The sequence below is a fragment of the Salinisphaera sp. genome (assembly GCF_002729955.1).
GTDB lineage: Bacteria > Pseudomonadota > Gammaproteobacteria > Nevskiales > Salinisphaeraceae > Salinisphaera.
The window spans coordinates 34,017-57,321 of the sequence record NZ_PBYA01000034.1; the positions used below are offsets into that span (position 1 = coordinate 34,017).

Below are 23,305 nucleotides of genomic sequence, written 5' to 3' on the forward strand. Positions count from 1 at the left end.
TTCAGTCGTCGTCGCTGTGTGCGCGCAGGTCACGACGCTCGGACACGGCCTTGGCCAGTTCGCCGAGCAGGGCGTCGGTGTCTTCCCAGTGCAGGCAGGCATCGGTGATCGAGACGCCGTATTCGGGTTCGACGCCCGGCACCAGCTTCTGATTGCCTTCCTTGAGATGGGATTCGATCATCACGCCGAAGATCGCACGGCTGCCGGCCGCGATCTGGCCGCCGACGTCGTCGCCGACTTCCAGCTGCTTCTTGTGCTGCTTGCGGCTGTTGGCATGCGAGAAGTCGATCATCAGCCGGCCCGACAGCTGGGCCTGTTCGAGCAGGGCGACCGCGCCGGCCACCGAGTCGGCGTCGTAGTTCGGCCCGTTCGCACCGCCACGCAGAATGATATGCGTATCGCGATTGCCTTCGGTGGCAAAGATCGCGGACTGGCCTTCCTTGGTCAGCGACAGGAAGTGGTGCGGATGATGGGCCGCGCCGACCGCGTCCACTGCGATCTTGATGGAACCGCCGGTGCCGTTCTTGAAGCCGACCGGGCAGGACAGCCCCGAGGCCAGCTCGCGATGGCCCTGGCTTTCGGTGGTGCGGGCGCCGATCGCGCCCCAGGCCACCAGATCGGCCAGATACTGCGGCGAGATGAGATCAAGAAACTCGACGCCGGCCGGAATGCCCTGATCGGCCAGCTTGAGCAGCAGTTCACGCGCCAGGCGGATGCCCTTGTTGATCTTGAACGAATCGTCCATGTCCGGGTCGTTGATCAGACCCTTCCAGCCCACCGTGGTACGCGGCTTTTCGAAATACACCCGCATGACGATGAGCAGGTCGTCGGCATAGCGTTCGCGCGCCTCGGCGAGTTTTTTCGCGTATTCGAGCGCGGCGTCCACGTCATGAATGGAGCAGGGCCCGACCACGACCAGCAGGCGGTCGTCCTCGCCGTGCAGAATCTTCTGGATGGCCGTGCGCGTGTTGTAGACCGTCTCGGAAGCGGCTTCGCTCACGGGCAGCTCTTCGAGTAGCGCCTGCGAAGAAATCAATTCCTGAATGCCCTTGATACGGAGGTTGTCGGTTTCGTGCATGGTAATTCGGGCGAATGCGGCCGGCGACGACCGTGTAAAAATGAGCGGCGAGTCTAGCAGACGTACCGTGATTTCAGGCACGGGCCGGTCGGACCGATAGTTGGGGCGTATACACGGACATGAATCACGGCGTCTGTCTGGCCCGCCAGGGCGTAGCGGCATTCACGGCGTAGCCTGTGGCCGCACAAGCCCGCAGGCGTTTGAAAGGAAAGCAATCCATGACCATCACGCGTATCGGCCTGGCCGTTTTCGTAGTCGCACTCATCGTGGCCTGGTTCGTGGCCAACCCCGGGCAGTATCTGGGCGGCGCCTGTAGCGATCAGGTATTCAGCCTGGCCTGTTTCGAAAGCCAGCGCGCCGCGCTGGGCGAGCTGGCCGCCGCCCACGGCCTGCTGTTCGCTGTCGGCTTCTTCGCGATCTATGTCGCGGTGACCGCCATTTCGCTGCCGGGGGCAGCGGTGATGACGCTTATCGGCGGCGCGCTGTTCGGCCTGGTGGAGGGCACCCTGCTGGTGTCGTTCGCATCGGCCATAGGGGCGACGCTTGCCTTTCTCATCGCCCGCTTCGTGCTGCGCGAAAGCGTGCAGAAACGCTTCGGTTCGCGCCTGAAAGCCCTCAATCGTGGCGTCGAGCGCGACGGGGCCTTTTATCTGTTCGCCTTGAGGCTGGTGCCGGTATTCCCGTTTTTCGTGATCAATCTGGCCATGGGCCTCACCCCCATTCGCACCCGCACCTTCTACTGGGTCAGCCAGCTCGGCATGCTGCCGGGCACGCTCGTCTATGTGAATGCCGGCACCCAGCTCGGTCAGGTGCAATCCCTGTCGGGCGTGCTTTCGCCGGGGTTGATCGGCTCCTTCGTGCTGCTCGGCCTGTTTCCGCTGATCGCCCGCAAGACGCTGGATTTCGTAGCCTCGCGCAAGGCGCTCTCCGGCTACGACAAACCCAAGGAGTTCGATCGCAACCTGATCGTGATCGGCGCCGGTTCGGCCGGGCTGGTGGCCTCTTTGATCGCGGCCACTGTTAAGGCCAAGGTCACGCTCATCGAAAAGAACGAAATGGGCGGCGACTGCCTCAACACCGGCTGTGTGCCCTCGAAAGCGCTCATACGCAGCGCGAAGCTCATGCACGAAATTCGCCACAGCCGGGAGTACGGCATCCGTTCGGCCAGCGCGAACTTTCATTTCCAGGACGTCATGGATCGGGTGAGGTCGGTAATCGCGACCATCGCACCGCATGATTCGGTCGAACGCTACGAGTCGCTGGGCGTGGACTGTATTCAGGCCGGCGCACGGCTGGTCGATCCGTGGACGGTGGAAACCGACGATGGCCAACGGCTGACGGCACGCCATATCGTGCTGGCCACGGGCGCAGTGCCGTTCGTGCCGGCCATCGACGGGCTGGCCGATATCGACTATCTCACCTCCGACAATCTCTGGGATCTCACCGAACTGCCCGAGCGCCTGGCGGTCATGGGGGCGGGTTCGATCGGCTGCGAAATGGCCCAGGCGTTTGCGCGGCTGGGCAGTCAGGTCACGCTCATCGAACAGGGCGAGCGCATTCTTTCGGTCGAGGACGACGATATCAGCGCACAGATGCGCGATCGGCTCGTCGCGGAAGGCGTGTCCGTGCGAACCGGTCTCAAGGTGACAGCGGCCAGCCGCAACAGCCGCGAGACCGTGCTTACCTGCAAGCTGGGCGAGCGCGAAACCGAGATTCGCTGCGATCGGGTGCTGGTCGCGGTCGGCCGCAAGGCACGCACGCAAGGCATGGGCCTGGAAGAGCTCGGCCTGGTCAAGGACGGGCGGATCGCGGTGGACGAATACCTGCAGACCGCGCTGCCGAGCATCTATGCCTGTGGCGACGCCATCGGCGGCTATCAGCTCACCCATGCGGCCTCCCATGAAGCCTGGCATGCGACGGTCAACGCCCTGTTTGGCGCCTTCAAGCGCTTTGCCGTGGATTATTCCAGGCTGCCCTGGTGTACGTTCACCGACCCCCAGGTCGCCCATGTAGGTCATAACGAAAACAGCGCGCGCGCGGCCTCCATCGAATACGAAGTCACCCGCTACGATCTGGCCGGCCTGGATCGGGCGATCGCCGAATCGGCCCGCGAGGGGGTGGTGAAGGTGCTCACCGTACCCGGCAAGGACACCATCCTGGGCGCGACCATCGTGGGCGAGGCGGCCGGCGAGCTGATCATCGAATTCGTATCGGCGATGAAACACGGCATCGGCCTGAACAAGATGCTGGCGACCATCCATCCCTATCCGACGCTGGCCGAGGCCAACCGTTTTGCCGCCAGCGAGTGGAAAAAAGCGCACGCGCCTGAGTGGGTCTTCCCGTGGCTTGCGCGCTTTCATGCCTGGCGCCGATAGCATGCAGGCGCCGGACGAGCGCGGGCCGCTTTCGCCTTGACTGGCCTGCTGGTGGCGGCCGCCTTTGTCACGGCCGTGCTCTCGGGCATGGCCGGCATGGGCGGCGGCACCCTGCTGATTGCGCTGATGTTCGCCCTGGGCATGCAGCCGGCGCTGGCTCTGCCGCTGCATGCAGGGGTGCAGTTCGCGGCCAACGCCTCGCGCAGCGTGGTCTATGGCAGCCATGTGCGCTGGCGGGCGCTGGCGCTATTCGCGCTCACGGCCGTGCCCGGGCCGTTTCTCGTCGCGCCCTGGGTGGTCGATGCCAACCCGGACTGGATTCGTCTGCTGCTCGCCGTGTTCGTTGTCATGGCGGTCTGGCCGAGCTGGGCGGCACGCCTGAAGATCCACGGGCGGGGTGGGCTGCTTGCCGCCGGCGCGATCGCGGGCGTGCTGGGCCCGGTGGTCGGTGCCACCGGCCTGCTCGTCGCGCCGTTCTTTCTGCGCGATGACTGGCGCAAGGAACAGATCATCGCCACCCTGGCCGTGGCCCAGGCCGGCAGTCACCTGCTCAAGATCGGCGCCTTTTCGCTCAGCGGTTTCAACGTGTTCGCGCGCCTCGATCTGCTGCTACCCATGGCGCTGGCGGCCTTGCTGGGGACGCTGGTGGGCCGCCGGCTGCACGGGGTGTTTTCCGAGCGTGGTTTCCGCCTCGCGGTACGGGCTGTCATGATCGTGCTGGCGCTGCGTCTGGCCTGGGACGGGCTGGGCGGCCTGTGGCCTTGAGGCTTGGCGCGTTCCCCAGCGTCGGCGTTTTGTTGCTCATATTCGGGAGAAGCCGTTGTCGACCTTCGTGATACTCGCCTTCGTGTTCGGCCTGGTCGGCTTTTCGCTGGCTGCCGTCGCGTTTGCCCAGACCGCCACGCTCAAAAAGCGTATCGATCGGCTGGAAGCGCGTTCGCAAACCGAAAGCGCGCCGTGAGCCTGAAAGACGCCGGCCAGATCGAAACGGTGATACGGCGCAACGTCGGATCGCCCGGCCAGCCCGCCTTTCGCGTGCTCGCAGTGGGTTCGGCCCATGCCGATATCTGTCTGCCCTACGACGAGGGCATGACCCGCCTGGGCGATACGATATCCGGCCCGGTGCTCATGACCGCGGCCGATGCGGCCATGTATGCCGCCATCATCGCCCACGTGCCGGACGGCGAATATGCGGTGACCAGCCATTTCAATATCGATTTTCTGCGCCGGCCGAAAGCCGCCGACGTGCTGGCGCGCGCTACCTTGCTTCGCGTGGGCCGGCGCACGGTGACCTGCCGGGTCGAGCTGTTCTCGCAGGATTTCGACACCCTGGTGGCCCATGTCACCGGCGCCTATGCGCGCATGAATACCGCCACCAGCGGCACCGTCTGAGCCGCCGCGCTACCAGCGTTCGATCGCCGCCCGGGCGGCCGCATTGGCCGGACGTGCGATCAGCCCGCTCTGGGTCAGGGTGATGTCGTAGCGCGCGTTGTCGGCCATGGGAACATAGGTCGCGCTGCCGTAGCGGGCATCGACCGCCTTCGCCCAGCCGGGCAGGCGCCTGGCAAGCGCGAAGGCGTTGACCCCCGGTTCTTCGGCGTCGAGGGCTACCACGCTGCGCGGCCGGGTTCGCTCATCGGCAATATCGCGATATCGACCGCTCAGGCGCTCAAGCCTGAACAGGGCATCGAAGCCGAGCAGATTGGCCCAGGCCCGCCATTTGAGCACGCGGGCATCGAGCTGAAATTCGTCGCCGGTCAGCTCGAACAGCCGCGGCGCACCGTTATCGCTGGCAAGCGTTGCCTGAAAGCGCTGGTCGTCCAGCGCCTGGAAGCTCAGCTGTGCCACCGGCTGTTCGTAGCTCAGGCGCTGGTAGGTATGCAGGTTGAGTAGCAGGGCGCCGGCCAGTGCGGTCAACGCCAGACACAGGCCGCCGCAGGCGCCCGAGCAGGTGGCAGTGAACAGCCGCCGTCGGCGCAGGCGTGTCGTGGCGTGACCGAGCAGGACCACCCCGATCGCGGCCAGCGCGGCCAGCGTGCAGTAGACAACGATCATGGCGTGGGCCGGCCCAGGCGCCGGGCGAATTCGCCCGGGTCGATATCATCGATTGCGACACGCTTGAGCGCGCGCGTCTGGCCACGCTCGATACGTATCGTGGCCGGCGCGACGTGCAGCGCCTCGGCCAGCAACGCGATAACGGCCCGATTGGCCTTGCCTTTTTCCGGCGCGGCGCGCACGCGCACTTTGAGCGCGGGGCCCAGCCAGCCGCTGATCTGATCCTTCGATGCGCCGGGTACGACCTTGATATCGATTTGCATAAAAAAACCGGCGCATCGCTGCGCCGGCTGTCGGTTTACAAGACCAACGCGTTAATCAACGCGATTTCATCACGCGATACAGCCACAGCAGCAGGATGGCGCCGAGAATGGCGATCACAAAGCTGCCGAGATTAAAGCCGGATACCGTGCCCATGCCCAGGGCGGTGGAAATGAAGCCGCCGAGCACCGCGCCGAGTATGCCGATGACGATGGTCACGATGATGCCGCCCGGGTCCTTGCCCGGCATGAGCAGCTTGGCGACGGCGCCGGCAATCAGGCCGAAGATGATCCATGCAATGATGCCCATCAGTTAAATCCTTGTTCGTAGGGGGTTCGAGTACTGTGCGCGCCGCCGCAGAGCCGTGCAAGTGGGTGATTTTACGCCTTGCGTCGGTAGCGATCCTTGGCCCGGCGCCCCTTCGCGGCCAGCAGCGGCTGCAGCAGACGGGGCAGCGAGGGCATGAGATAGCCGGCGGTGGCCATCACCCGGCTCATGGCCGGGCGGCTGCGTTCCACGCGGCCGTCGCGGGCACAGGCGAGGATGAGTTCGGCGATCTGCTCGGGCGTGCTCATGTCCTGGGAGAAGGTGATATCCGAAACCGAGTCGATATCCTCAAGAATGAAATCGGTGGCGATCGGGCCGGGTGAAACCACGCTCACGCTGATGTCGGTATCGGCGAGTTCATCGGACAGGGCATAGGTGAAGGCCCGCAGCCCGAATTTGGTGGCCGAATAGCTCGCACTGCCGGCCAGCGGCATATGGCCGGCGATCGAGGCCACGTTGACGATGGCCGCGCCGTCGCTTTGGCCGAGCGCGTCCAGCGCCAGGCGGGAAAGCATCAGCGGCGCACGCAGGTTGGTATCCACCATCTGGCCGATTTCGTCGGCGCTGCGTGTGGCCACCGGCCCGCGATGATGACAGCCGGCGTTGTTGACCAGCAGATCCAGACGCCCGTGCACGGCCAGCGTCTGCTCGATGAGCGCTCGACAGCCGGATTCGCTCGATACGTCGGCGGCGATGGCTGTGGCACCGATATCGGCGGCAACGCGCTCGAGCTTTTCGATACCGCGGGCGGCGACGATGACTTTCGCCCCCGCGGCTGAGAGCGCGCGCGCCGTGGCTTCGCCGACCCCGGCCGAGGCGCCGGTTACCAGCGCGACTCGGCCCGAAAAATCCTGAATGGCCATGGCGTTACTCGACCCGCCGCAGTGGGCGCCTGTGTTCGGGGCGGTCGAACCATTGATCGAGCTTCTGGGCGGTGCGTCGACGTACGTCGTCGTTGATGTACTGCGAAAGCGCGGCCACGGCCAGCGCGAGGGCCGACAGATCGTCGGTGAGCCCGAAACCGAACAGCCAGTCCGGGATCGCGTCCATCGGCAGGATGAAGTAGCCCAGCGCGCCGTAGGCCGTCACCCGGGCCCAGCGCGGCGTTTCCGGCCGCTGCGCGGCATAGTGAAGCCACAGGGCCTTTTCCAGCAGTTCGTAGCCGGCGCGCTTGGCCACCCGCGATACCTTGGTCCAGAAGCGCGTATTGGAATACTGCCCGGCATAGTCGCGGACTTCGGCCGCGCTCTGCGGGGGCTCCGCCGGTCGGTGAACGGTCGTTACGGTCATCGGTACTCCCGGCGCGGTGCGCCCTGGATGAGAACGGTATCACCGAGCGTAGCGCATGCACGGGCCCTGCGCGTATCCGTATCGTTCGCCGGTCGAGGGCGTATCGTCATGAGATATGACGATACGCCCTAGATCGCCGGCAGGAAGCTGTGCGCCTGCGCCTTGCGCCAGGCCTGCTCGTAGCGGCCGTCGCCCTGGCGGGTGAGCAGCTCGCCGGTTTCCAGAAACCGGTAGACCTGATCGGCGGTATGGATTTCGGAGTCGGTGGTACGCCGGCACAGATGCTCCGGGCGGAGCTGGCCCGGGTGATCGAGGCCGACCGTGGCCACGACTTCCTGCATGGCCGCGACCGTGCGCCGATGGAAGTTGTAGACACGCTCGCCCTTGTCGGGCACCACCACCGCGCGCTGACGCCATTTGTTCTGGGTGGCCACGCCGGTCGGGCAGCGGTCGGTATGACAGGATTCCGACTGCACACAGCCCACCGCGAACATGAAGCCGCGTGCCGAGTTGCACCAGTCCGCGCCCAGGGCCATGTTCGCGGCCATCTTGAAGCCCGAGGTGATCTTGCCCGAGGCGCCGATACGGATACGATCGCGCAGCCCCGCGCCCACCAGCGTGTTGTGTACCCACACCAGGCCCTCGCGCAGCGGCGTGCCGACATGATCGGCCAGCTCCAGCGGGGCCGCACCGGTACCGCCCTCGGCACCGTCGACGACGATGAAATCCGGGGTGATGCCGGTCTTGAGCATGGCCTTGGCAATGGACATGAACTGCCAGCCGTGACCGACGCACAGCTTGAAGCCCACCGGCTTGCCGTTCGCGCCCTCGCGCAGATCGGCGATGAATTCCATGAGTTCGATGGGGGTCGAAAAGGCGGGGTGTGCCGGCGGCGACACGCAGGTCTGGCCGACTTCGATACCCCGTGCCTCGGCGATCTCGGGGGTGACCTTGGAGCCGGGCAGCACGCCGCCGTGGCCGGGCTTGGCGCCCTGGCTGAGCTTGATCTCGATCATCTTGACCTGGTCGTCGTTGGCGACCTGCACGTATTGATCGCGATCGAAGCTGCCGTCGGCGTGTCGGCAGCCGAAATAGCCGCTGCCAATCTCCCAGATGAGATCGCCGCCAAACTCCTTGTGGTGTCGGCTGACCGATCCTTCGCCGGTATCGTGGGCAAAGCCGCCCTTGGCCGCGCCCAGGTTGAGCGCGCGGATCGCATTCGCCGACAGCGAGCCGAAGCTCATCGCCGAAATGTTGAGCGTGGAGGCTTCATAGGGCTGGGTGCACTGCGGGCCGCCGATACGCACCCGCGGCGGCGTTTCGCTCGGGGTCTTGGCGGCAATGGAATGCACCAGCCATTCGTGGCCTTCGGCATAGACGTTGTGCTCGGTGCCGAACGGATCGGCGTCGTTGACGTTCTTGGCGCGCTGGTACACCTGCGAACGATGCTCGCGCGAAAAGGGGGCGGCCTCGGTATCCGACTCCAGCAGGTACTGGCGGATCTCGGGGCGGATCGCTTCGATCATCCAGCGAAAATGGGCCAGCAACGGATAGTTGCGCAGCAGCGCATGTTCGCGCTGGAAGAAATCGTGCAGGCCCATGCCCAGAAAGGTGACGCTGATCAAAAAGAACAGCCCGAAATAGCGCGGCATGCCGAGGGTGAGATAGCCGAACCCCACGGTGGCAACGACGAAGGCGATTAGAGCGATATAGCGCATGGACTCAATCCAGGCAGTAGAAATCGGGGCGCCGGTACAGCGCGTTCATGTCTGGCACACCGGGCAGAAAAAGGTGCTGCGCTGGCCGATCACTTCGCGGCGAATCGGCCCGCAGCCGCGCGGGCAGGGCTGTCCGGCCTTGCCATAGGCTGCGAGGCTGAGCTGAAAATACCCGGTATCCCCATCCACGCCGATATAGTCGCGCAATGTCGTGCCCCCGGCGACGATGGCATCGGCGAGTACCTGCCGTATGGCCGTCGCAAGCGCATGGTAACGCCTCCGGCCGATACGCCCGGCCGGCCGACGTGGATGAATACGCGCGGCGTGCAATGCTTCGCAGGCATAGATATTGCCCACCCCGACCACGGTCGTGCTGTCCATGATGAATGTTTTCACCGGCGCGCGACGGCCCCGCGAGCGCTCGTAAAGCCAGTCGCCGTCGAACGTATCGCCCAGCGGCTCGGGGCCCAGATGGGCGAGCAGGGCAAACGTGTCCGGTGCTTCGTCAAGCCAGAAGATCGAGCCGAAACGCCGGGCGTCGTTGAAGCGCACCGTCCAGTCGTTGTCGAGGGCGATATCGACATGGTCATGGGCGACCACCGGCGTATCCGCCGGCACGATACGCAGCCGCCCGGACATGCCCAGATGCAGGCAGACATGCCCGGTTTCGGCTTCGAACAGCAGATACTTCGCCCGCCGGTGCACGGTGCGGATCACCTGGCCGGGTAAGACCTCGGCAAGTGCAGCGGAGACCGGCCAGCGCAGCTGCGGTTGCCGCACGATGACCGTGCGTACGCGCTGGCCGCGCACATGCGGTTCGATCCCCGCGCGCGTGGTTTCGACTTCGGGCAGTTCGGGCATCGCGACATTCTGCCACGATCATCGAACAGGGCCGCCCCGGCATGGCCTTCTCCCCCGTGAATGCGCCGTCCAAACGGCTGCCGGAATCCGGTGATATTCACGCACCATGAACATGGCGCGTTGCCGCCGGTATAATTGCGCTATGCAGAAACTTAGCTGGCTCAAGCGGATCCTGCCGGATCGATTCATCGTGGCGCTGCTGTGTGCAATCGCGCTCGCGAGTTTCTTGCCGATCCACGGCACGGCGGCGGTCTACTACGACTATCTCACCAACGCCGCCATCGCGTTGCTGTTCTTCCTGCACGGGGCAAAGCTTTCGCGCGATGCCATTTATGCGGGGGCGACGAACTGGCGGCTGCATGTGGCGGTGTTGCTGGCCACCTTCGCGCTGTTCCCGTTGATTGGCCTGGTGAGCCAACCCTTGCTCGCCGGCTGGCTCACGCCGGAACTGCTCGCGGGCGTGCTGTTTCTCTGCCTGCTGCCGTCGACGGTGCAGTCGTCGATCGCTTTCACCTCGGTCGCCCGTGGCAACATTCCGGGCGCCGTATGCAGTGCCAGCCTGTCCAACCTGCTGGGCGTTTTCATCACGCCGCTGCTTGCCGGCCTGTTGATCAGCAGCGAGTCGATCAGCGGCGGCGGCTCGCTCAATGCCGTGGTCGATATCCTGGTCAAGATTCTGCTGCCCTTCGTGGTCGGCCAGATCGCCCGGCGCTGGATCGGCGGCTGGGTGGCCGCCCATCCGAAGCTGGTGAAGTTCGTCGATCAGGGCTCGATCGTGCTGGTGGTCTATGGCGCCTTCAGTGCTTCGGTGGTGGAAGGGCTCTGGCAGCGCACGCCGTTGTCGGCGCTGGCGGTCATCGCGGTGGTATGTGCCGTGTTGTTGGCCCTGGTGATGAGCCTGACTTTCCTGGTCGGTCGGCGCTTTTTCTCCCGCGAGGATGAAATCGTGCTGCTGTTCTGCGGTTCCAAGAAATCCCTGGCCAGCGGTATTCCCATCGCCAAGGTATTGTTCGCGGGCAGCGCGCTGGGCAGTGCGGTGCTGCCGCTGATGCTGTTTCATCAGTTGCAGCTGATCGTCTGTGCGCTGATCGCCGCCCGTTATGGCCGTGCGGCGGATGCGGCCGAAGCTGACGATGTCGGCCGTGCGGGCGCGGGAGTCACGCGCTGAGCATGGCTGCGCCGGCCCGGCCGGCGACCGGCTGGGCCATCGCCGGGATCGCCTTTCTGGGCGGTGTAGGCGGTGGGGTGGTGTTTCCGATTCTGCCGGTCATCGGTATGGATCTGGGCATCTCCGGCTTCATGATCGGGCTGATCCTGTCGGCGAACCGCATCACCCGTCTGGGGTTCAATCCAGTCACCGGCAGTCTGCTGGATCGCTTCGGTGCGCGCTGGCCGGTGGCCGTCGGCCTGGCGATCGAGGCGCTGGGTACGCTCGCCTTCTCCTTCGGGCTGGTCGCCGACTCACCGGGCCTCTGGTTTCTCGCCGGGCGGGTGATCTGGGGCATCGGTTCGTCGCTGCTGCTGGTGGGCACCCTGGCGGCGGTGATGGCCATCGCGCCCCGTGCCAGCCGTGGTGGCATGACCGCGCGCGTGCGTACGGCCATTAGCCTCGGCCTGCCGGCGGGGCTGGTCATCGGCGGACTGATCGCCGATAGCGCATCGGCCAATGCCGCGTTCTTGACTGCGACCGCGCTGAGCGTGGCCGCGGCGGCACTGACGCTGTTCGTGCTGCCACCCACGCCCGCGCCAAGGGCTGAAGAAAAGCGACGCCGGGCCGACGGCCAAAGCACCCGCGAACAGTGGCATGCGCTTCTGAGCGTGAAAACGCTGCGCATCATCTGGGCGGCGAACGCGCTGCTGTTCTTTGCCGTCTCCGGCGTGCTGCTGGCCACCATCGCGGTGCTGGTCGATCAGCGCGGCCTGTTCGTGTTCGGGCTCGGCGCGGAAGGCAGCGCCGGGCTGCTGATGGCGGTGTTGATGAGCGCCCGGGCTGGCGCGTCGCTGGCTGCCGGCGGCGTACTCGATCGTTCGACCTCGCGTACACGCCTGCTGCTGCCGGCCATGGCCCTGGTTGCGCTCGGTTTCGTGGGCCTCGGCCTGGCCGGCACGTCGCTTACCGCGGCGGCGGCGCTGCTCGTGATCGGCGTCGGTTCGGGCGGGCTGACCATTCCGCTGCTCACGTTGCTCGGCGACGTGGCGCCGGCGCATCTGCACGGCCGGGCGTTATCGGTCTATCAGTGGTCGAGTGACTTCGGCGGCGCGCTCGGCCCCGCTGCGGGGCTCGAGTTGGGCCGTTGGCTCGGCTTTGGGCCGAGCTATGCCGGCGTCGGCGTATTGATGCTGGCGATGGCGCTGCCCCTGTGCTGGCTGATCGCGCGTGAACGCTGACGGCTTCTGACGCGCGTTTCAAAACCTTCGGCTTAAGGCGCGAACAGCAGATCAGCCCGCCTCCCAGCCACCTGTCTCTTGCCTTGATTCGCGTTAATTCGCGGACAAGTCTTCTGTTTTTATGAGGGCGACGGAACGAGTCGTTCGCCGCATCAGGCAAGGCTTTGAGTCGCCGGATCAGTCGTTAGTCGGCGTCGTGCGCCCAAGCGGGCACCGTCCGGTTTCACGGCCGTCGTTGTCCACGAATACCGTTTCGGCCCGAACCGTATCGCCCTCGACGGTGAGCGCAATATGGTGGCGCTTCGCGCCGTCGTCCTCGATACGCGGCACGCGCGCAGCGTTGAGGTAGAGCGTGGTGGCGTCCTGGGCCCAGGTATCACGCCAGGCGCCGGTATGCTTGCTGCGATGGTGCATATGCCCGGCCAGCACGGCGTGCACGCGCCGGCCCGTGGCATGGGCATGATCGATGGCCGCACGCAAATCTGGGTCGCCGAAATCGCCGTATTCCGGGTCGAAGTCGCAGCCGAAGGGTGTACCCGGCGTATTGCCCAGCCCGGCGGGGCCGTTGTGGGCAAGCACAACGAGATTGGCAGGTGCGGCGTCGACAAGCGCGCAGAGTTTGTCCGCACTGGACTGGAAATCGGTCACGCCGAACGCCGATTGCAGGTAGTGGCGATAGTAGAAGCGGTTCGGCCCCATGGCATGGGGACGGGCGACAAGCAGGCCGAGATCGCGACCCAGTTCGGCCAGGGTATAGCCGCCCAGGCGTATGCCGCCCAGGGCCTCGTCGAGCTGGCGTACGCGTTTTTGCATGCCGCGCGCGCCCAGCCGGGCCGCCAACGGCCGGTTCTTGACCTCGGCGAGCAGCTGCCACAGCCCCACGCCGTCGTGATTGCCGGGAATCGCCCAGGCAGGCTTGGTGAGCGCGGCGAGCTGGCGGGCGACCGGCAGGGCGTTGACCACCCGCGCGAAGTCGCCCACGAACAACAGCATGTCGTAGTCGCTGGTATTGAAGAACGCCGTGTCGCGTTCGTCCCAGAAGCCGTGTATGTCGCCGATGACGCCGAATTTCATGGCGAACGTTTTAGGCTGACACGGCTTCGACGTCAAACCCGTGCCGTCATGCCGGGCCGGTCGTGATCACAAAGCGATCTCTGCGCGCAGCGTGGCGACCTTCGCATCGTCCAGGCCCATTCCGCCGGGATTGACGATGTACTGGAAATCCGGCTTGAGCGTCATCCAGGGCGTGAGCTGTACGGCATGGAAGACTTCGACCGCGGTCTCGTGGTCGTCGATAAAGCCGGCGCCCGGCGCGTCGGAGAAATCCACCCGGCTGACCATCAAGCCGGTGACATCGTCGGGGCGGTCGGTGACCAGGCCGGTCGCCTGAACCCCGGCGCCGATATGCGTGGCCAATTCGCTCACCTGTTCGTCGGCCTGCCTGGCCGTATTGGGCAAAGCCGTCCACGGCCAGCGACGAGGCCGGGTCTTCGTAGAGCGATTGATCCCAGACCAGATACAGGCCGTCGCTGCTGTCATCCATGCCGCCGTCGAAGCGGGCGAAATCGCCGTCGTGGCGCCAGTAACCCAGGCCCAGGCGGCCATCCCGGTCGGCCCAGCTGTAATCGAGGCCGACTTCGCCCACGCTGAAGCGATCGCTGTCGTCGCCAAGGAAGTTATCCGGCCCACGCGTGCCGGTGCGTCGGCCGTTGAGGCTGGAGCCGTCATAGAGGCCGGCACGGGCATAGACACCGCCCGGCAGCTCGGCGAATAGCGCGATGGCGGTGGCCGGATCCGGGTAGGAGGGGAACGCCAGGATCGTGGGCGAAAAGCCGGGCGAGGAATTCAGGAACTGGTCGCCGTTGTCGACATAGGCGAAGTCTTCGTTGGCGTCCATCTTGCCGAGCTTGACGGCCAGACGCTCGTCGAACAGATCCTGGCGATACCAGAGCGAATAGAAGGCATCCAGCGGCGTTTCGTCGATGTTGGAATACACCTGAATATCGCCGCTGTCGAGGTTGCCGTTGTCGCCGTGAAAGCCCAGGTAGGACGCACGCAGCGTGCCGCCCGGCCAGCCAAAGGCGGCCTCGGTATCCAGTTCGATGCCGGCCTCGATCAGATAGCGTGCCGCGGTGGCGCGCGGGTCGGCGCCGCCATCGAGTACGATCGAATAATCGCCGATGGCCACCGCGTCGAAGCTCAGCCCACCGGCTTCGGCGGCCGGGCGCAGCCCGCCCATATCGCCGAACAGCGTATCGCGGGTCGCGATATCCGGTGCGCCGCTCACGTCGGCCTCGTCGGTGGATTCGGCCATGGACGGTTCGGTGCCGACCATCAACGCGCCAAGGAGCAGGGTGGAGACGAGTGCACCGCCTGAACGTCGTGTCGTTCGCCAGGCGAGGCGAACTGACGGTTTCGAGGCGGGCTGAGTACGGTGTCCGGGCATGGGGATTCCTTGAGTCTTCTTATTCGATTGCTCGGCGCCAATATTGCGATTGACAGCCTCGGCGCCAAAATTTAGCATTGGCTAAACTTTAGGGCCAGACGTTATACAGGCTGTGGGCGCGTCCTGGTTTCTTGTTCAGTTCTTGGCGGAGTTACGCATGGGCATTCGAGGCTGGATGATCACGGTCGTAGCCATGGCCTGCTGGGCGGGCGCGACGCCCACCTTGGCCAGTGACGATGCGCGCTTCAAGGTAGCGACCACGTTCACCATCCTGGCCGACATGGCGCGCAACGTCGCCGGCGATCATGCCGAGGTGGTCTCGATCACCAAGCCGGGCGCCGAGATTCACGATTATTCGCCCACGCCGCAGGACATCGTACGCGCCAGCGATGCAGACCTGATTCTCTATAACGGCTTCAATCTGGAGCGCTGGTTCGAGCAGTTCCTGGCCCATCTGGGCGATGTGCCTTCGGCCACGCTCAGCGACGGCGTGCGCCCCATTGCCATCGCGGCCGGCGACTATGAAGGCATGGCCAACCCGCATGCCTGGATGGGGCTTGAAGGGGCTGAAATCTATGTCGACAACATTCGCGATGCGTTGATCGAGCACGATCCGGACCACGCCAATGCCTATCGCGACAACGCCGCCGCCTACAAAAAACAGATCCGCGACACCATCGCACCGCTGCGCGATCGCATCGCCCGGATTCCCGAGTCCCAGCGCTGGCTGGTCAGCTGCGAGGGGGCGTTCAGCTATCTGGCCCGCGATTTCGGGATGAAAGAGCTTTATCTCTGGCCCATCAACGCCGAGCGCACCGGCACCCCGCAACAGGTGCGCAAGGTGGTGGACGGCGTCAAGCAACACGCTATTCCGGCCGTTTTCTGTGAAAGCACCGTTAACACCTCGCCGGCCCGGCAGGTCGCCCGCGACACGGGCGCGCGTTACGGCGGGGTGCTCTATGTGGACTCCCTATCCGAGGCCAACGGCCCGGTGCCCACCTATCTGGACCTGCTGCGTGTCGATGCACAAACCATCGCCGACGGCCTGCACGGGCGCCGCGAATGAGCCTTGATCGCAGCCGAAACACCCGCCGAGACATGCAGCATGGCTGAGTCTGGCGCGCGCTCCGACCGGGCTACGCCGGAAAACAGCCGGGCGGAGGGCATCGCGGCGCGGCATGTCACCGTGACCTATCGCAACGGCCATACCGCGCTCTACGACGCCAGCTTTACCACGCCGCGCGGTTCGATCGCCGCGCTGGTGGGCGTGAACGGCGCGGGCAAGTCCACCCTTTTCAAGGCGATCATGGGCTTCGTGCCGGTCGCCGGAGGCGATATCCGCCTGCTCGGGCGCAGCGTCAAGCAGGCCCTGGCCAGCAATATGGTCGCCTACGTGCCGCAGTCGGAAGATGTGGACTGGAGTTTTCCGGTGCTCGTCGAAGACGTGGTGATGATGGGCCGCTACGGCCATATGGGGTTTCTGCGCCGACCCCGGCGGGCCGATCACGAGGCCGTCGAGCTGGCGCTGCAACGTGTCGGCATGACCGATTTTCGTCAGCGCCAGATTGGCGAGCTCTCCGGCGGCCAGCGCAAGCGCGTGTTTCTGGCCCGCTCGCTCGCCCAGGACGGCCAGGTGATCCTGCTGGACGAGCCGTTCACCGGCGTGGATGTGGGCACCGAGGAGCGCATCGTTGCTCTTTTGCGCGAACTGCGCGATGAAGGGCGGGTGATGCTGGTTTCCACCCATAATCTCGGCAGCGTGCCCGAATTCTGCGATCAGAGCGTGCTGGTCAAGCAGACCGTGCTCGCCTACGGCCCGACCGAAACCACCTTCACCCGGGCCAACCTGGAACGCGCCTTCGGCGGCGTGCTGCGTCATTTCAGCCTGGGCGGCGCGACCTTGCACGACGATGACGACCCGCGCGAAGTGTCGATCATCACCGACGACGAGCGGCCCTTCGTGCACTACGGGGATCCGGGTGAGCACGACAGCCATCGCCAGGCGCCGCTGACCCGGGCCCAGCGCGAGCGCGACGCGTGATCGCTACGCTCGTCGAGCCGTTCACCTATAGCTACATGCTTACGGCCATGTGGGTGTCGGCACTGGTGGGCGGGGTCTGTGCGTTCCTGTCGGCCTACCTCATGCTCAAGGGCTGGTCGCTGATCGGCGATGCGCTGAGCCACTCGGTGGTGCCCGGGGTGGCCGGCGCCTTCATGCTGGGCCTGCCGTTTTCCGTGGGCGCCTTCATCGCCGGCGGGCTGGCCGCGGGAGCGATGCTGTTTCTCAGCGAGCGCTCCGGGCTCAAGGTGGACGTGATCATCGGCATCATCTTCACCTCGTTCTTCGGGCTGGGCCTGTTCATGGTGTCGCTCAACCCGATGGCGGTAAGCATTCAGACCATCATCATGGGCAATATCCTCGCCATCACGCCCGAGGATACGTTGCAGCTCGCACTCATCGGCTTCGTATCGCTGGCGGTGCTGCTGGCCAAGTGGAAGGACCTGATGGTGACCTTCTTCGACGAAAACCATGCCCGCTCCATCGGCCTGAAGCCCGACCTGCTCAAGCTGCTGTTCTTCGCGCTGCTCTCGGCGGCGATCGTGGCGGCGATGATCACGGTGGGCGCGTTTCTGGTCATTGCCATGGTGGTCACCCCCGGGGCCACGGCCTATCTGCTATCAGATCGCTTCCCGCGGCTGATCGCGCTGTCGGTGCTCATCGGCACGCTCACGAGCTTCGTCGGCGCCTATATCAGCTATTTTCTCGATGGCGCGACGGGCGGGATCATCGTCAGTCTGCAAACGCTCATCTTCCTGGGCGCGTTCGTTTTCGCGCCCAAGCACGGCCTGCTGGCCAGCCGCCGCGAGGCCGCGCAGGCTTTGCGCGACCAGCGGGCCATGCGCCGGGCAGAGGGCAGCGAGCACAGGCCGGCGCCGGGCAACACGGGGCCGGGCTCATGAGCGTGGATACCCTGCTGCTACCGTTCGAATTCTCTTTCATGCGCAACGCGTTCTGGATTGCGCTGTGCGTGGCGCCGCCGACCGCGCTGCTGTCCTGTTTTCTCGTGCTCAAGGGCTGGGCACTGATGGGCGACGGCGCCAGCCATGCCACGCTGCCGGGCGTGGTGCTGGCCTGGATTCTGGGCGCGCCGCTGATCGTGGGCGCGTTCGTGGCCGGCATGGCCTGCGTGCTGGCGACCGGCTATCTGTCGCAGAACAGCCGCGTGAAGCAGGACACGGTGCTGGGCGTGGTGTTCTCGGGCATGTTCGCAGTGGGCATCGTCATGTACACCTGGGTGCACACCAACGAACATCTCACCCATGTGCTGTTCGGCAATATGCTCGGTATCAGCCGGGAGGATCTGATGACCTCGGGGGTGATCGGCGCGGCTGTGTCGGCACTGCTCTTGCTCAAGTGGAAGGATTTCGTTCTGCATGCCTTCGATCCCGCCCAGGCGCGCGCTTCGGGGTTGAACACGGCGCTGCTGCATTACGGCCTGCTGGTGTGTCTGTCGCTGACCATCGTCGCCACGCTGACATCGGTGGGGCTGATTCTGGCGGTGGGGCTGGTGATCACGCCGGGCGCTATCGCCTTTCTGACCGTGCGCAGCTTCGGGCGCATGCTGGTGGTGTCGGTCGGTGTATGCCTGGCCTCGATGCTCGGCGGGGCTTATCTGAGTTTTTTCATCGACAGCGCGACCGCTCCGACCATCGTGCTTGTTCTGACCGCGCTGTTCATCCTGGCGTTTGTATTCCGGCTCACGACCAGCCGTCGCAACTCGCGGCGCAGGGTGTTGCGCAGCGTCAATACGACAGCCAATTAGCGACGCGCACGCCGGCGTGTCGCGCTGGCGAGCCCCCGCCGCCGCGGGCCAGCCGATCAGGGCGCGTCGATATAGGGCGCGATGATATCCGCGACTTGCGCCGAGAGCGCGTCGCCATCGTCGGTGTCGGTATTTTGTGCGGCCTCGAAAAGCCGTGCGAACAAGGGCTTACCGTCCACGCTCGCGCGGATTTCCAGGCGGTCGTGTTCGGCCATGGCCCGATCCCAGTAGCGCCGTACGGCTGCCCAGAACGCCTGTGTTTGCACCCAGTAGGTATCGGCCGGCGAGAAATCGGTATCCACGATTCGCTGGTAGCGAACCAGGCCGATCTCCTGGGCCAGAGCTGTGGTCTTGCCATCGCGCTCGGCGATCTTGCGGGCATGCTGTTCGTGTAGCCAGCCGTGCGGGGTCAGCGTGAGCGTATGCCGGCCTGAGAGTACGTCATAGTCGTCGCGCACGCTGGCCTCGCGGCGCGGCAGCGGCCGGCCGAAGCGTTCGCTTTGCCAGCTCGCCACGTCGTTGTCGTAATGCCAGCGCCCGAGTGCTTCGTAGCGCGGCGAGTCGTCCACCTGATAGACCGTCTGTTTCCAGCGCCCGGCGGCTTCGCGATCGGATAGGGTGGCTTTGCGCCAGACGCGATCACCGGCGTAGCGCCAGATCGAGGCCGGCTGCCACTGCCAGCGCTGGCGCCAGTGCTTCATCACCATCGGTTCGCTGATCTCGCCGTCGTCGCCGACGAAGCGCATCACCATGATGTGCTGCAGCTCGATCTCGGTCGCACGGTCGGCGATCAAGAAGATGCGTTCGGTGGCCCAGGAACGATAGGGCCGGGCGTCGCGTTCGATATCGGGCGCGAGCGTGGCGGTTTCGATGAACTCGAAGGTCGCGCGATAGTCGCCGGCCAGGGCACGAATGGCTCGGGCATCGCGCTCGCGCTTGTCGAGGCCGGCTGCGTGGACCGCCCGATAGGCGTCGGGCACCCGTGCGTCCAGTTCTACCGGCGCACCCCGGGTGGTGCCGCCACGTGGCGCCGGCACGGCCTGCGACGGGCTATCGAATCCCTGACTGAAGACATAGGGCGTGGCCGCCTGCAGCCCGGGCGCGAAGGCCATGGCGAGCATGAGCAGCACGCCGGTGGCCCGGTGCCGGGGTGTCGGCCGGCCGCTCATGCCGGTTCGAGTCGCCGCAGCAGGGGCGCCCGCAGCGGCTTGATCGAGATCGCGACGAGCACGACGGCGGCCGGCAACGACAGCCAGAGCGGCATCAATGCATGATCGGCGTCGACGCCGGTGACCATGTCGATACCTAAGGCCGCGACCGCCGCATCGGTGGCCAGGCCGAATGCCAGCGCACAGGCGCCCATGCAGCCCAGGTAGAAGCCGGCAAAGGCGCTGCCGAACTCCTGTCGCACGGCGCCGATCGTGGCCAGGTTGGTGGCCGGGCCGGCCAGCAGAAAGACCAGCACCGCGCCCGGCGACATGCCGGCGGCGAGCAGGGCGGTGGCAATCGGCGTGGACTGGGTCGCGCAGACATACAGCGGCACGCTGATCGCCAGCATGATGAGCATGGCCGGAAAGCCGCTGCCATAGGTGGCCAGGGTTTCTGGCGGTACCACCGTCAACGTGATGCCGGCCACCACCAGCCCGGCCAGCAGCCAGAGTCCGAATTCGTCGAGGATGCGGGTGATCGCATAGTGCATCCCCTCGGCCAGGCGGGCGCGTTTGCCTGCCGGGGTATCGCGTGAGCCGCAGCAGTCCGCACTCGTCGCGGTGTTCGACGGTTGGGCCGCCGCCGCGCCAGCCGAGCGATGCCGAGCCGGTTCGGCGCCCGCACAGCAATTGTCCGCGCTCGCCGCGGGGGGCGATGCACAGCAGTTCGGCTCGTTGCTGACGCGGGAACAACAGCCGCCGGTAGTCGCTGCGGCGCTGGGCTTTGCGATCGGCATCAGGTGCGAGGCCAGGCCGGTAATGATTGCGCTGGCGATCGCCGCAACGGGTCGTACGACGGTGAAAAACGGGCCGAGCAGGGCATAGGAGGCGCCGACCGAATCGGCGCCGGTTTCCGGGGTGGCGATCAGAAACGAGGTGGTCGACGCCCGCGACGCGCCGCTGCGATGCAGGCCGACCGCCACCGGAATCACGCTGCAGGAACAAAGCGGTAGCGGCGCGCCGATGAGCGCGGCCTTGATCGTGGGCCAGGCACCGTGCCCGCCCAGCCAGCCCGCGATACGCGGCTGCGGTACGAAGGCGCGGATACCGGCGGCGATCACCAGTCCGAGCAACAGCCAGGGCGCTGCCTTGAGGAACAGCAGTCCGGTGTTGACGACAATATCGACAGCGATGGACATGAAAAAAAGCGTCTTGAGCGTATCGCTGACAGCATACCAGCGGGGGTCGGGTCTGCCGCGGCAACGCCTGCAGGTGAGCGTATACCACTTTCAAGCCGGCGCTGCGACGATTTGCCGCATGGGCGCAAGTGGCCGTGCCCGCTATGGTTTCGCCACTTTCAAGCGTTTGGGGAAAGCATGTCGCGTATTGTTTTTGGCGTGTTGGCAACGGGTTGCGTCTGGGCAACGACAGGTTGGGCGCAGTCGCCGAGCGCGCTTGAACCGATCGATATCCAGGGTGAGGCCCCCGCTGCCGAGCGGCAGACGCGCACACCGGCGCCGGGGGCGGCGGATACGGCAGCGGCACTGCGCGACGTGCCCAACGGCGCACTGCTCGACAACGGCGGTATCTCCGGTCAGACGCAGTATCGTGGCAGTGCGGGCTATCGCAACGCGGTCCGTATCGACGGCATGGGCGTGACAAGCGGCGGGCCGAACTGGATGGATCCGCCGCTGCACTATGCGCCGGCCGCGCTCGTGGACGACGTAACGGTCACACGTGGCCTGTCGTCGGTTGCCGACAGCGTGGACCAGATCGGCGCGGTGATCGATGCGAAAACCGACCGGGGGCAGTACGGCGATAACGACCAATTCGAACTGGGCGGGCGCCTGTCCTCGACCGTGCGCAGCGTGAATAACAGCCACAGCGTGGGCGGGCGCGCACAGCTGGCCAACGAGCACAACAAGATCGGGCTGTCCGCGGTCACCGACCAGGCCAGCGATAAGAAAACACCGCTGGGGCGTATTCGAGCCTCCAGCTACGACCGGCGCCAGTACGGCCTGGATTTCGGCAAACGCTGGTCTGCCGGCGAAACCACCGGGTTCGTACGCCATCAGGATACGGGGCGCACCGGCACGCCGGCCCTGCCGCTGGATATCGAGTTCTTCGATACCACGCTCGCCCAGCTCGGGCGCAAGACCACGCTGGGCGATACGACGGTCGATGCACGTATCTCGTTCAATGACGTCGACCACCAGATGCGCAACGACACCCTGCGCGAAGCGCCGGATTTCAGTCCGCTCAACGGCGGCGCGCCCGATCGACGTCTTATCGACGCCAGCAGTCGTGGTTATACGGCCGAGCTTGATCTCGGCCATCCCGCCTTCGGCGGCACGCTCTCCGGCGGGCTCGATTTGCGCTATGCCGAGCACGATGCCCGCGTGCGCGATCCGGACAACGCGATGTTCTTCGTCGACGCCTTCGACGATATCCGCCGCGAAACCTATAGCCTGTACGGGCAATGGGCCGGGCCCCTGGCCGAGCTCTGGACGGGCGAGGCGGGCCTGCGCTACACGCGGGTGGTCACCGATGCCGGCGACGGCGGCGTGGCCCCCGGTCTGCCGCAGCCGGCCCGGAACGTGGCTACCGATTTCGCGGCCGCCGACAAGCGTCGAAGCGACGACAATATCGATCTCGTCGCCAAGCTCACCCGTACGCTCACCGACGAGTGGTCGGTGTATGCCGGGCTGGCGCGCAAGACGCGTTCTCCGCACTACGTCGAGCGCTATGCCTATATCCCGCTGGAAGCCACCGCGGGGCTCGCCGACGGCAACAACCATATCGGCGATATCGATCTCGACCCCGAGGTGGCCTACGAGATCAATCTGGGCACCGACTTCGAAGGCCAGCGCCTGAGCTTTTCGCCGCAGCTGTTCTACCGGCGCGTGAACGACTACATCACCGGCGTGGCGGTCGACGATACGCCGGGCACGATCGATTCCGATGTCGAGCGGGTGAGCAACGTCAACGGCGACCCCACGCCGCTGCGCTATGCCAATGTCGATGCCGAACTCTACGGCGCGGATATCGCCGCGGCCTACGCCATCAACGACGCCTGGCGGCTGGATGCCGGGGCAGGCTATACCCGCGGCAAGCGTCGGGATACCGATGACGATCTCTATCGTATCGCCCCGGCCAATCTGCGTGCGGGCGTGACCTGGCAGGACGCCGACTGGCGTGTATCGCTCACCCAGCGCTATATCTTCGAGCAGAACCATGTTTCGCGTACGCACGCCGATGCACGGCTGGGCGAGCCCGAAACGGCCGGCTATGCGCTGACCGATATCGCGGCGAGCTACCGGGTGAGCCCGAGCGTGACCGTGACCGCCGGCCTCGACAACCTCTTCGACAAGGGGTATCGCGACTTCCTGGCCGGCTATAACCGGGCGACGGGCAGCGATATCGACGTCGGCCAGCGCCTGCCCGGCGCGGGCCGCAACGCCTATGTGAGCCTCACCGCGGATTTCTGATCCGCAGCCGGCGACTTTGACGCCGACGATCGCCCCGCGCTGGCTG

23 protein-coding genes and 1 pseudogene are annotated in these 23,305 nt (G+C 65.7%); 11 read left to right on the top strand and 13 right to left on the bottom strand.

Annotated elements, in window-relative coordinates:
* Position 1: 1 nt before the first annotated feature.
* Positions 2-1,078, bottom strand: coding sequence for a 3-deoxy-7-phosphoheptulonate synthase (locus tag CMN27_RS10485; protein ID WP_293626266.1), 1,077 nt, complete (start codon positions 1,076-1,078; stop codon positions 2-4).
* Positions 1,079-1,296: 218 nt separating this feature from the next.
* Between CMN27_RS10485 and CMN27_RS10490 the strand changes: the two genes are divergently transcribed.
* From CMN27_RS10490 to CMN27_RS10505, 4 genes are read left to right on the top strand one after another with little or no spacing between them, the layout of a single operon-like run.
* Positions 1,297-3,453, top strand: coding sequence for a bifunctional TVP38/TMEM64 family protein/FAD-dependent oxidoreductase (locus tag CMN27_RS10490; RefSeq protein ID WP_293626268.1), 2,157 nt, complete (start codon positions 1,297-1,299; stop codon positions 3,451-3,453).
* 36 nt (positions 3,454-3,489) lie between these two features.
* Positions 3,490-4,218, top strand: a complete 729-nt coding sequence (locus CMN27_RS10495; RefSeq protein ID WP_293626270.1) for a sulfite exporter TauE/SafE family protein — start codon at positions 3,490-3,492, stop codon at positions 4,216-4,218.
* Positions 4,219-4,273: 55 nt separating this feature from the next.
* Positions 4,274-4,414 carry a hypothetical protein gene (locus CMN27_RS10500; RefSeq protein ID WP_293626272.1) on the top strand — a complete coding sequence of 47 codons (141 nt, stop codon included), beginning with the start codon at positions 4,274-4,276 and terminating at the stop codon, positions 4,412-4,414.
* The gene (locus CMN27_RS10505) at positions 4,411-4,845 is read left to right on the top strand and encodes a PaaI family thioesterase (RefSeq protein ID WP_293626273.1); all 435 of its coding nucleotides are present in this window, start codon (positions 4,411-4,413) and stop codon (positions 4,843-4,845) included. Before CMN27_RS10500 ends, CMN27_RS10505 begins: the two co-directional genes overlap by 4 nt.
* A gap of 9 nt (positions 4,846-4,854) precedes the next feature.
* Here the strand turns inward: CMN27_RS10505 and CMN27_RS10510 are convergent, their stop codons facing one another.
* The 7 genes from CMN27_RS10510 to mutM form a co-directional block, all read right to left on the bottom strand.
* Positions 4,855-5,508: a hypothetical protein gene (locus CMN27_RS10510; RefSeq protein ID WP_293626274.1), complete on the bottom strand. Its 654-nt coding sequence runs from the start codon at positions 5,506-5,508 to the stop codon at positions 4,855-4,857.
* The gene (locus tag CMN27_RS10515; protein ID WP_293626275.1) at positions 5,505-5,771 is read right to left on the bottom strand and encodes a DUF167 domain-containing protein; all 267 of its coding nucleotides are present in this window, start codon (positions 5,769-5,771) and stop codon (positions 5,505-5,507) included. The genes CMN27_RS10510 and CMN27_RS10515 overlap by 4 nt, the downstream gene beginning before the upstream one ends.
* Positions 5,772-5,826: 55 nt before the next feature.
* Entirely contained in the window at positions 5,827-6,078 is a 252-nt protein-coding gene (locus CMN27_RS10520) for a GlsB/YeaQ/YmgE family stress response membrane protein (RefSeq protein ID WP_293626277.1), read from the bottom strand.
* 71 nt (positions 6,079-6,149) lie between these two features.
* Entirely contained in the window at positions 6,150-6,959 is an 810-nt protein-coding gene (locus CMN27_RS10525; RefSeq protein ID WP_293626279.1) for an SDR family oxidoreductase, read from the bottom strand.
* 4 nt (positions 6,960-6,963) lie between these two features.
* Positions 6,964-7,386, bottom strand: a complete 423-nt coding sequence (locus tag CMN27_RS10530) for a DUF1232 domain-containing protein (protein WP_293626281.1) — start codon at positions 7,384-7,386, stop codon at positions 6,964-6,966.
* A gap of 128 nt (positions 7,387-7,514) precedes the next feature.
* Positions 7,515-9,104, bottom strand: coding sequence for an FMN-binding glutamate synthase family protein (locus CMN27_RS10535; protein ID WP_293626283.1), 1,590 nt, complete (start codon positions 9,102-9,104; stop codon positions 7,515-7,517).
* Between the two features lie 45 nt (positions 9,105-9,149).
* Positions 9,150-9,965 (bottom strand): bifunctional DNA-formamidopyrimidine glycosylase/DNA-(apurinic or apyrimidinic site) lyase, encoded by an 816-nt coding sequence (gene mutM / locus CMN27_RS10540; RefSeq protein ID WP_293626284.1) that lies wholly within the window; start codon positions 9,963-9,965, stop codon positions 9,150-9,152.
* Between the two features lie 142 nt (positions 9,966-10,107).
* Between mutM and CMN27_RS10545 the strand changes: the two genes are divergently transcribed.
* Entirely contained in the window at positions 10,108-11,133 is a 1,026-nt protein-coding gene (locus CMN27_RS10545; protein WP_293626285.1) for a bile acid:sodium symporter family protein, read from the top strand.
* 2 nt (positions 11,134-11,135) lie between these two features.
* A complete protein-coding gene (locus tag CMN27_RS10550; protein ID WP_293626286.1) occupies positions 11,136-12,353 on the top strand; it encodes an MFS transporter in 1,218 nt (405 codons plus the stop codon).
* Between the two features lie 177 nt (positions 12,354-12,530).
* Here CMN27_RS10550 and CMN27_RS10555 read toward each other — a convergent pair whose 3' ends face one another.
* The 3 genes and pseudogenes from CMN27_RS10555 to CMN27_RS10560 form a co-directional block, all read right to left on the bottom strand.
* The gene (locus CMN27_RS10555; protein ID WP_293626287.1) at positions 12,531-13,427 is read right to left on the bottom strand and encodes a metallophosphoesterase; all 897 of its coding nucleotides are present in this window, start codon (positions 13,425-13,427) and stop codon (positions 12,531-12,533) included.
* 66 nt (positions 13,428-13,493) lie between these two features.
* Complete coding sequence (locus CMN27_RS17445; RefSeq protein ID WP_366515447.1) at positions 13,494-13,892, bottom strand: carbohydrate porin; 399 nt, start codon at positions 13,890-13,892, stop codon at positions 13,494-13,496.
* Positions 13,810-14,877: pseudogene (locus CMN27_RS10560) on the bottom strand (carbohydrate porin); the annotation flags it as partial. The gene CMN27_RS17445 and the pseudogene CMN27_RS10560, both read right to left, overlap by 83 nt.
* A 115-nt stretch (positions 14,878-14,992) precedes the next feature.
* Between CMN27_RS10560 and CMN27_RS10565 the strand changes: the two are divergent.
* The 4 genes from CMN27_RS10565 to CMN27_RS10580 are packed head-to-tail and all read left to right on the top strand — an operon-like array spanning position 14,993 to position 18,623.
* Entirely contained in the window at positions 14,993-15,865 is an 873-nt protein-coding gene (locus tag CMN27_RS10565) for a metal ABC transporter substrate-binding protein (RefSeq protein WP_366515448.1), read from the top strand.
* 39 nt (positions 15,866-15,904) lie between these two features.
* On the top strand, positions 15,905-16,840 hold the full coding sequence (locus CMN27_RS10570; protein ID WP_293626290.1) for a manganese/iron ABC transporter ATP-binding protein: 936 nt from the start codon (positions 15,905-15,907) through the stop codon (positions 16,838-16,840).
* Positions 16,837-17,760, top strand: a complete 924-nt coding sequence (locus CMN27_RS10575) for a metal ABC transporter permease (RefSeq protein WP_293626292.1) — start codon at positions 16,837-16,839, stop codon at positions 17,758-17,760. The genes CMN27_RS10570 and CMN27_RS10575 overlap by 4 nt, the downstream gene beginning before the upstream one ends.
* On the top strand, positions 17,757-18,623 hold the full coding sequence (locus CMN27_RS10580) for a metal ABC transporter permease (RefSeq protein ID WP_293626294.1): 867 nt from the start codon (positions 17,757-17,759) through the stop codon (positions 18,621-18,623). The genes CMN27_RS10575 and CMN27_RS10580 overlap by 4 nt, the downstream gene beginning before the upstream one ends.
* Positions 18,624-18,679: 56 nt before the next feature.
* Here the strand turns inward: CMN27_RS10580 and CMN27_RS10585 are convergent, their stop codons facing one another.
* Together CMN27_RS10585 and CMN27_RS10590 are read right to left on the bottom strand one after the other, a co-directional pair.
* Positions 18,680-19,792 (bottom strand): DUF6607 family protein, encoded by a 1,113-nt coding sequence (locus CMN27_RS10585; protein ID WP_293626296.1) that lies wholly within the window; start codon positions 19,790-19,792, stop codon positions 18,680-18,682.
* A complete protein-coding gene (locus tag CMN27_RS10590; protein ID WP_293626298.1) occupies positions 19,789-20,970 on the bottom strand; it encodes an SO_0444 family Cu/Zn efflux transporter in 1,182 nt (393 codons plus the stop codon). Before CMN27_RS10590 ends, CMN27_RS10585 begins: the two co-directional genes overlap by 4 nt.
* 177 nt (positions 20,971-21,147) lie before the next feature.
* On the opposite strand from CMN27_RS10590, the gene CMN27_RS10595 reads away from it, so the two are divergent.
* The gene (locus CMN27_RS10595; protein ID WP_293626300.1) at positions 21,148-23,259 is read left to right on the top strand and encodes a TonB-dependent receptor; all 2,112 of its coding nucleotides are present in this window, start codon (positions 21,148-21,150) and stop codon (positions 23,257-23,259) included.
* Positions 23,260-23,305 lie beyond the last annotated feature (46 nt).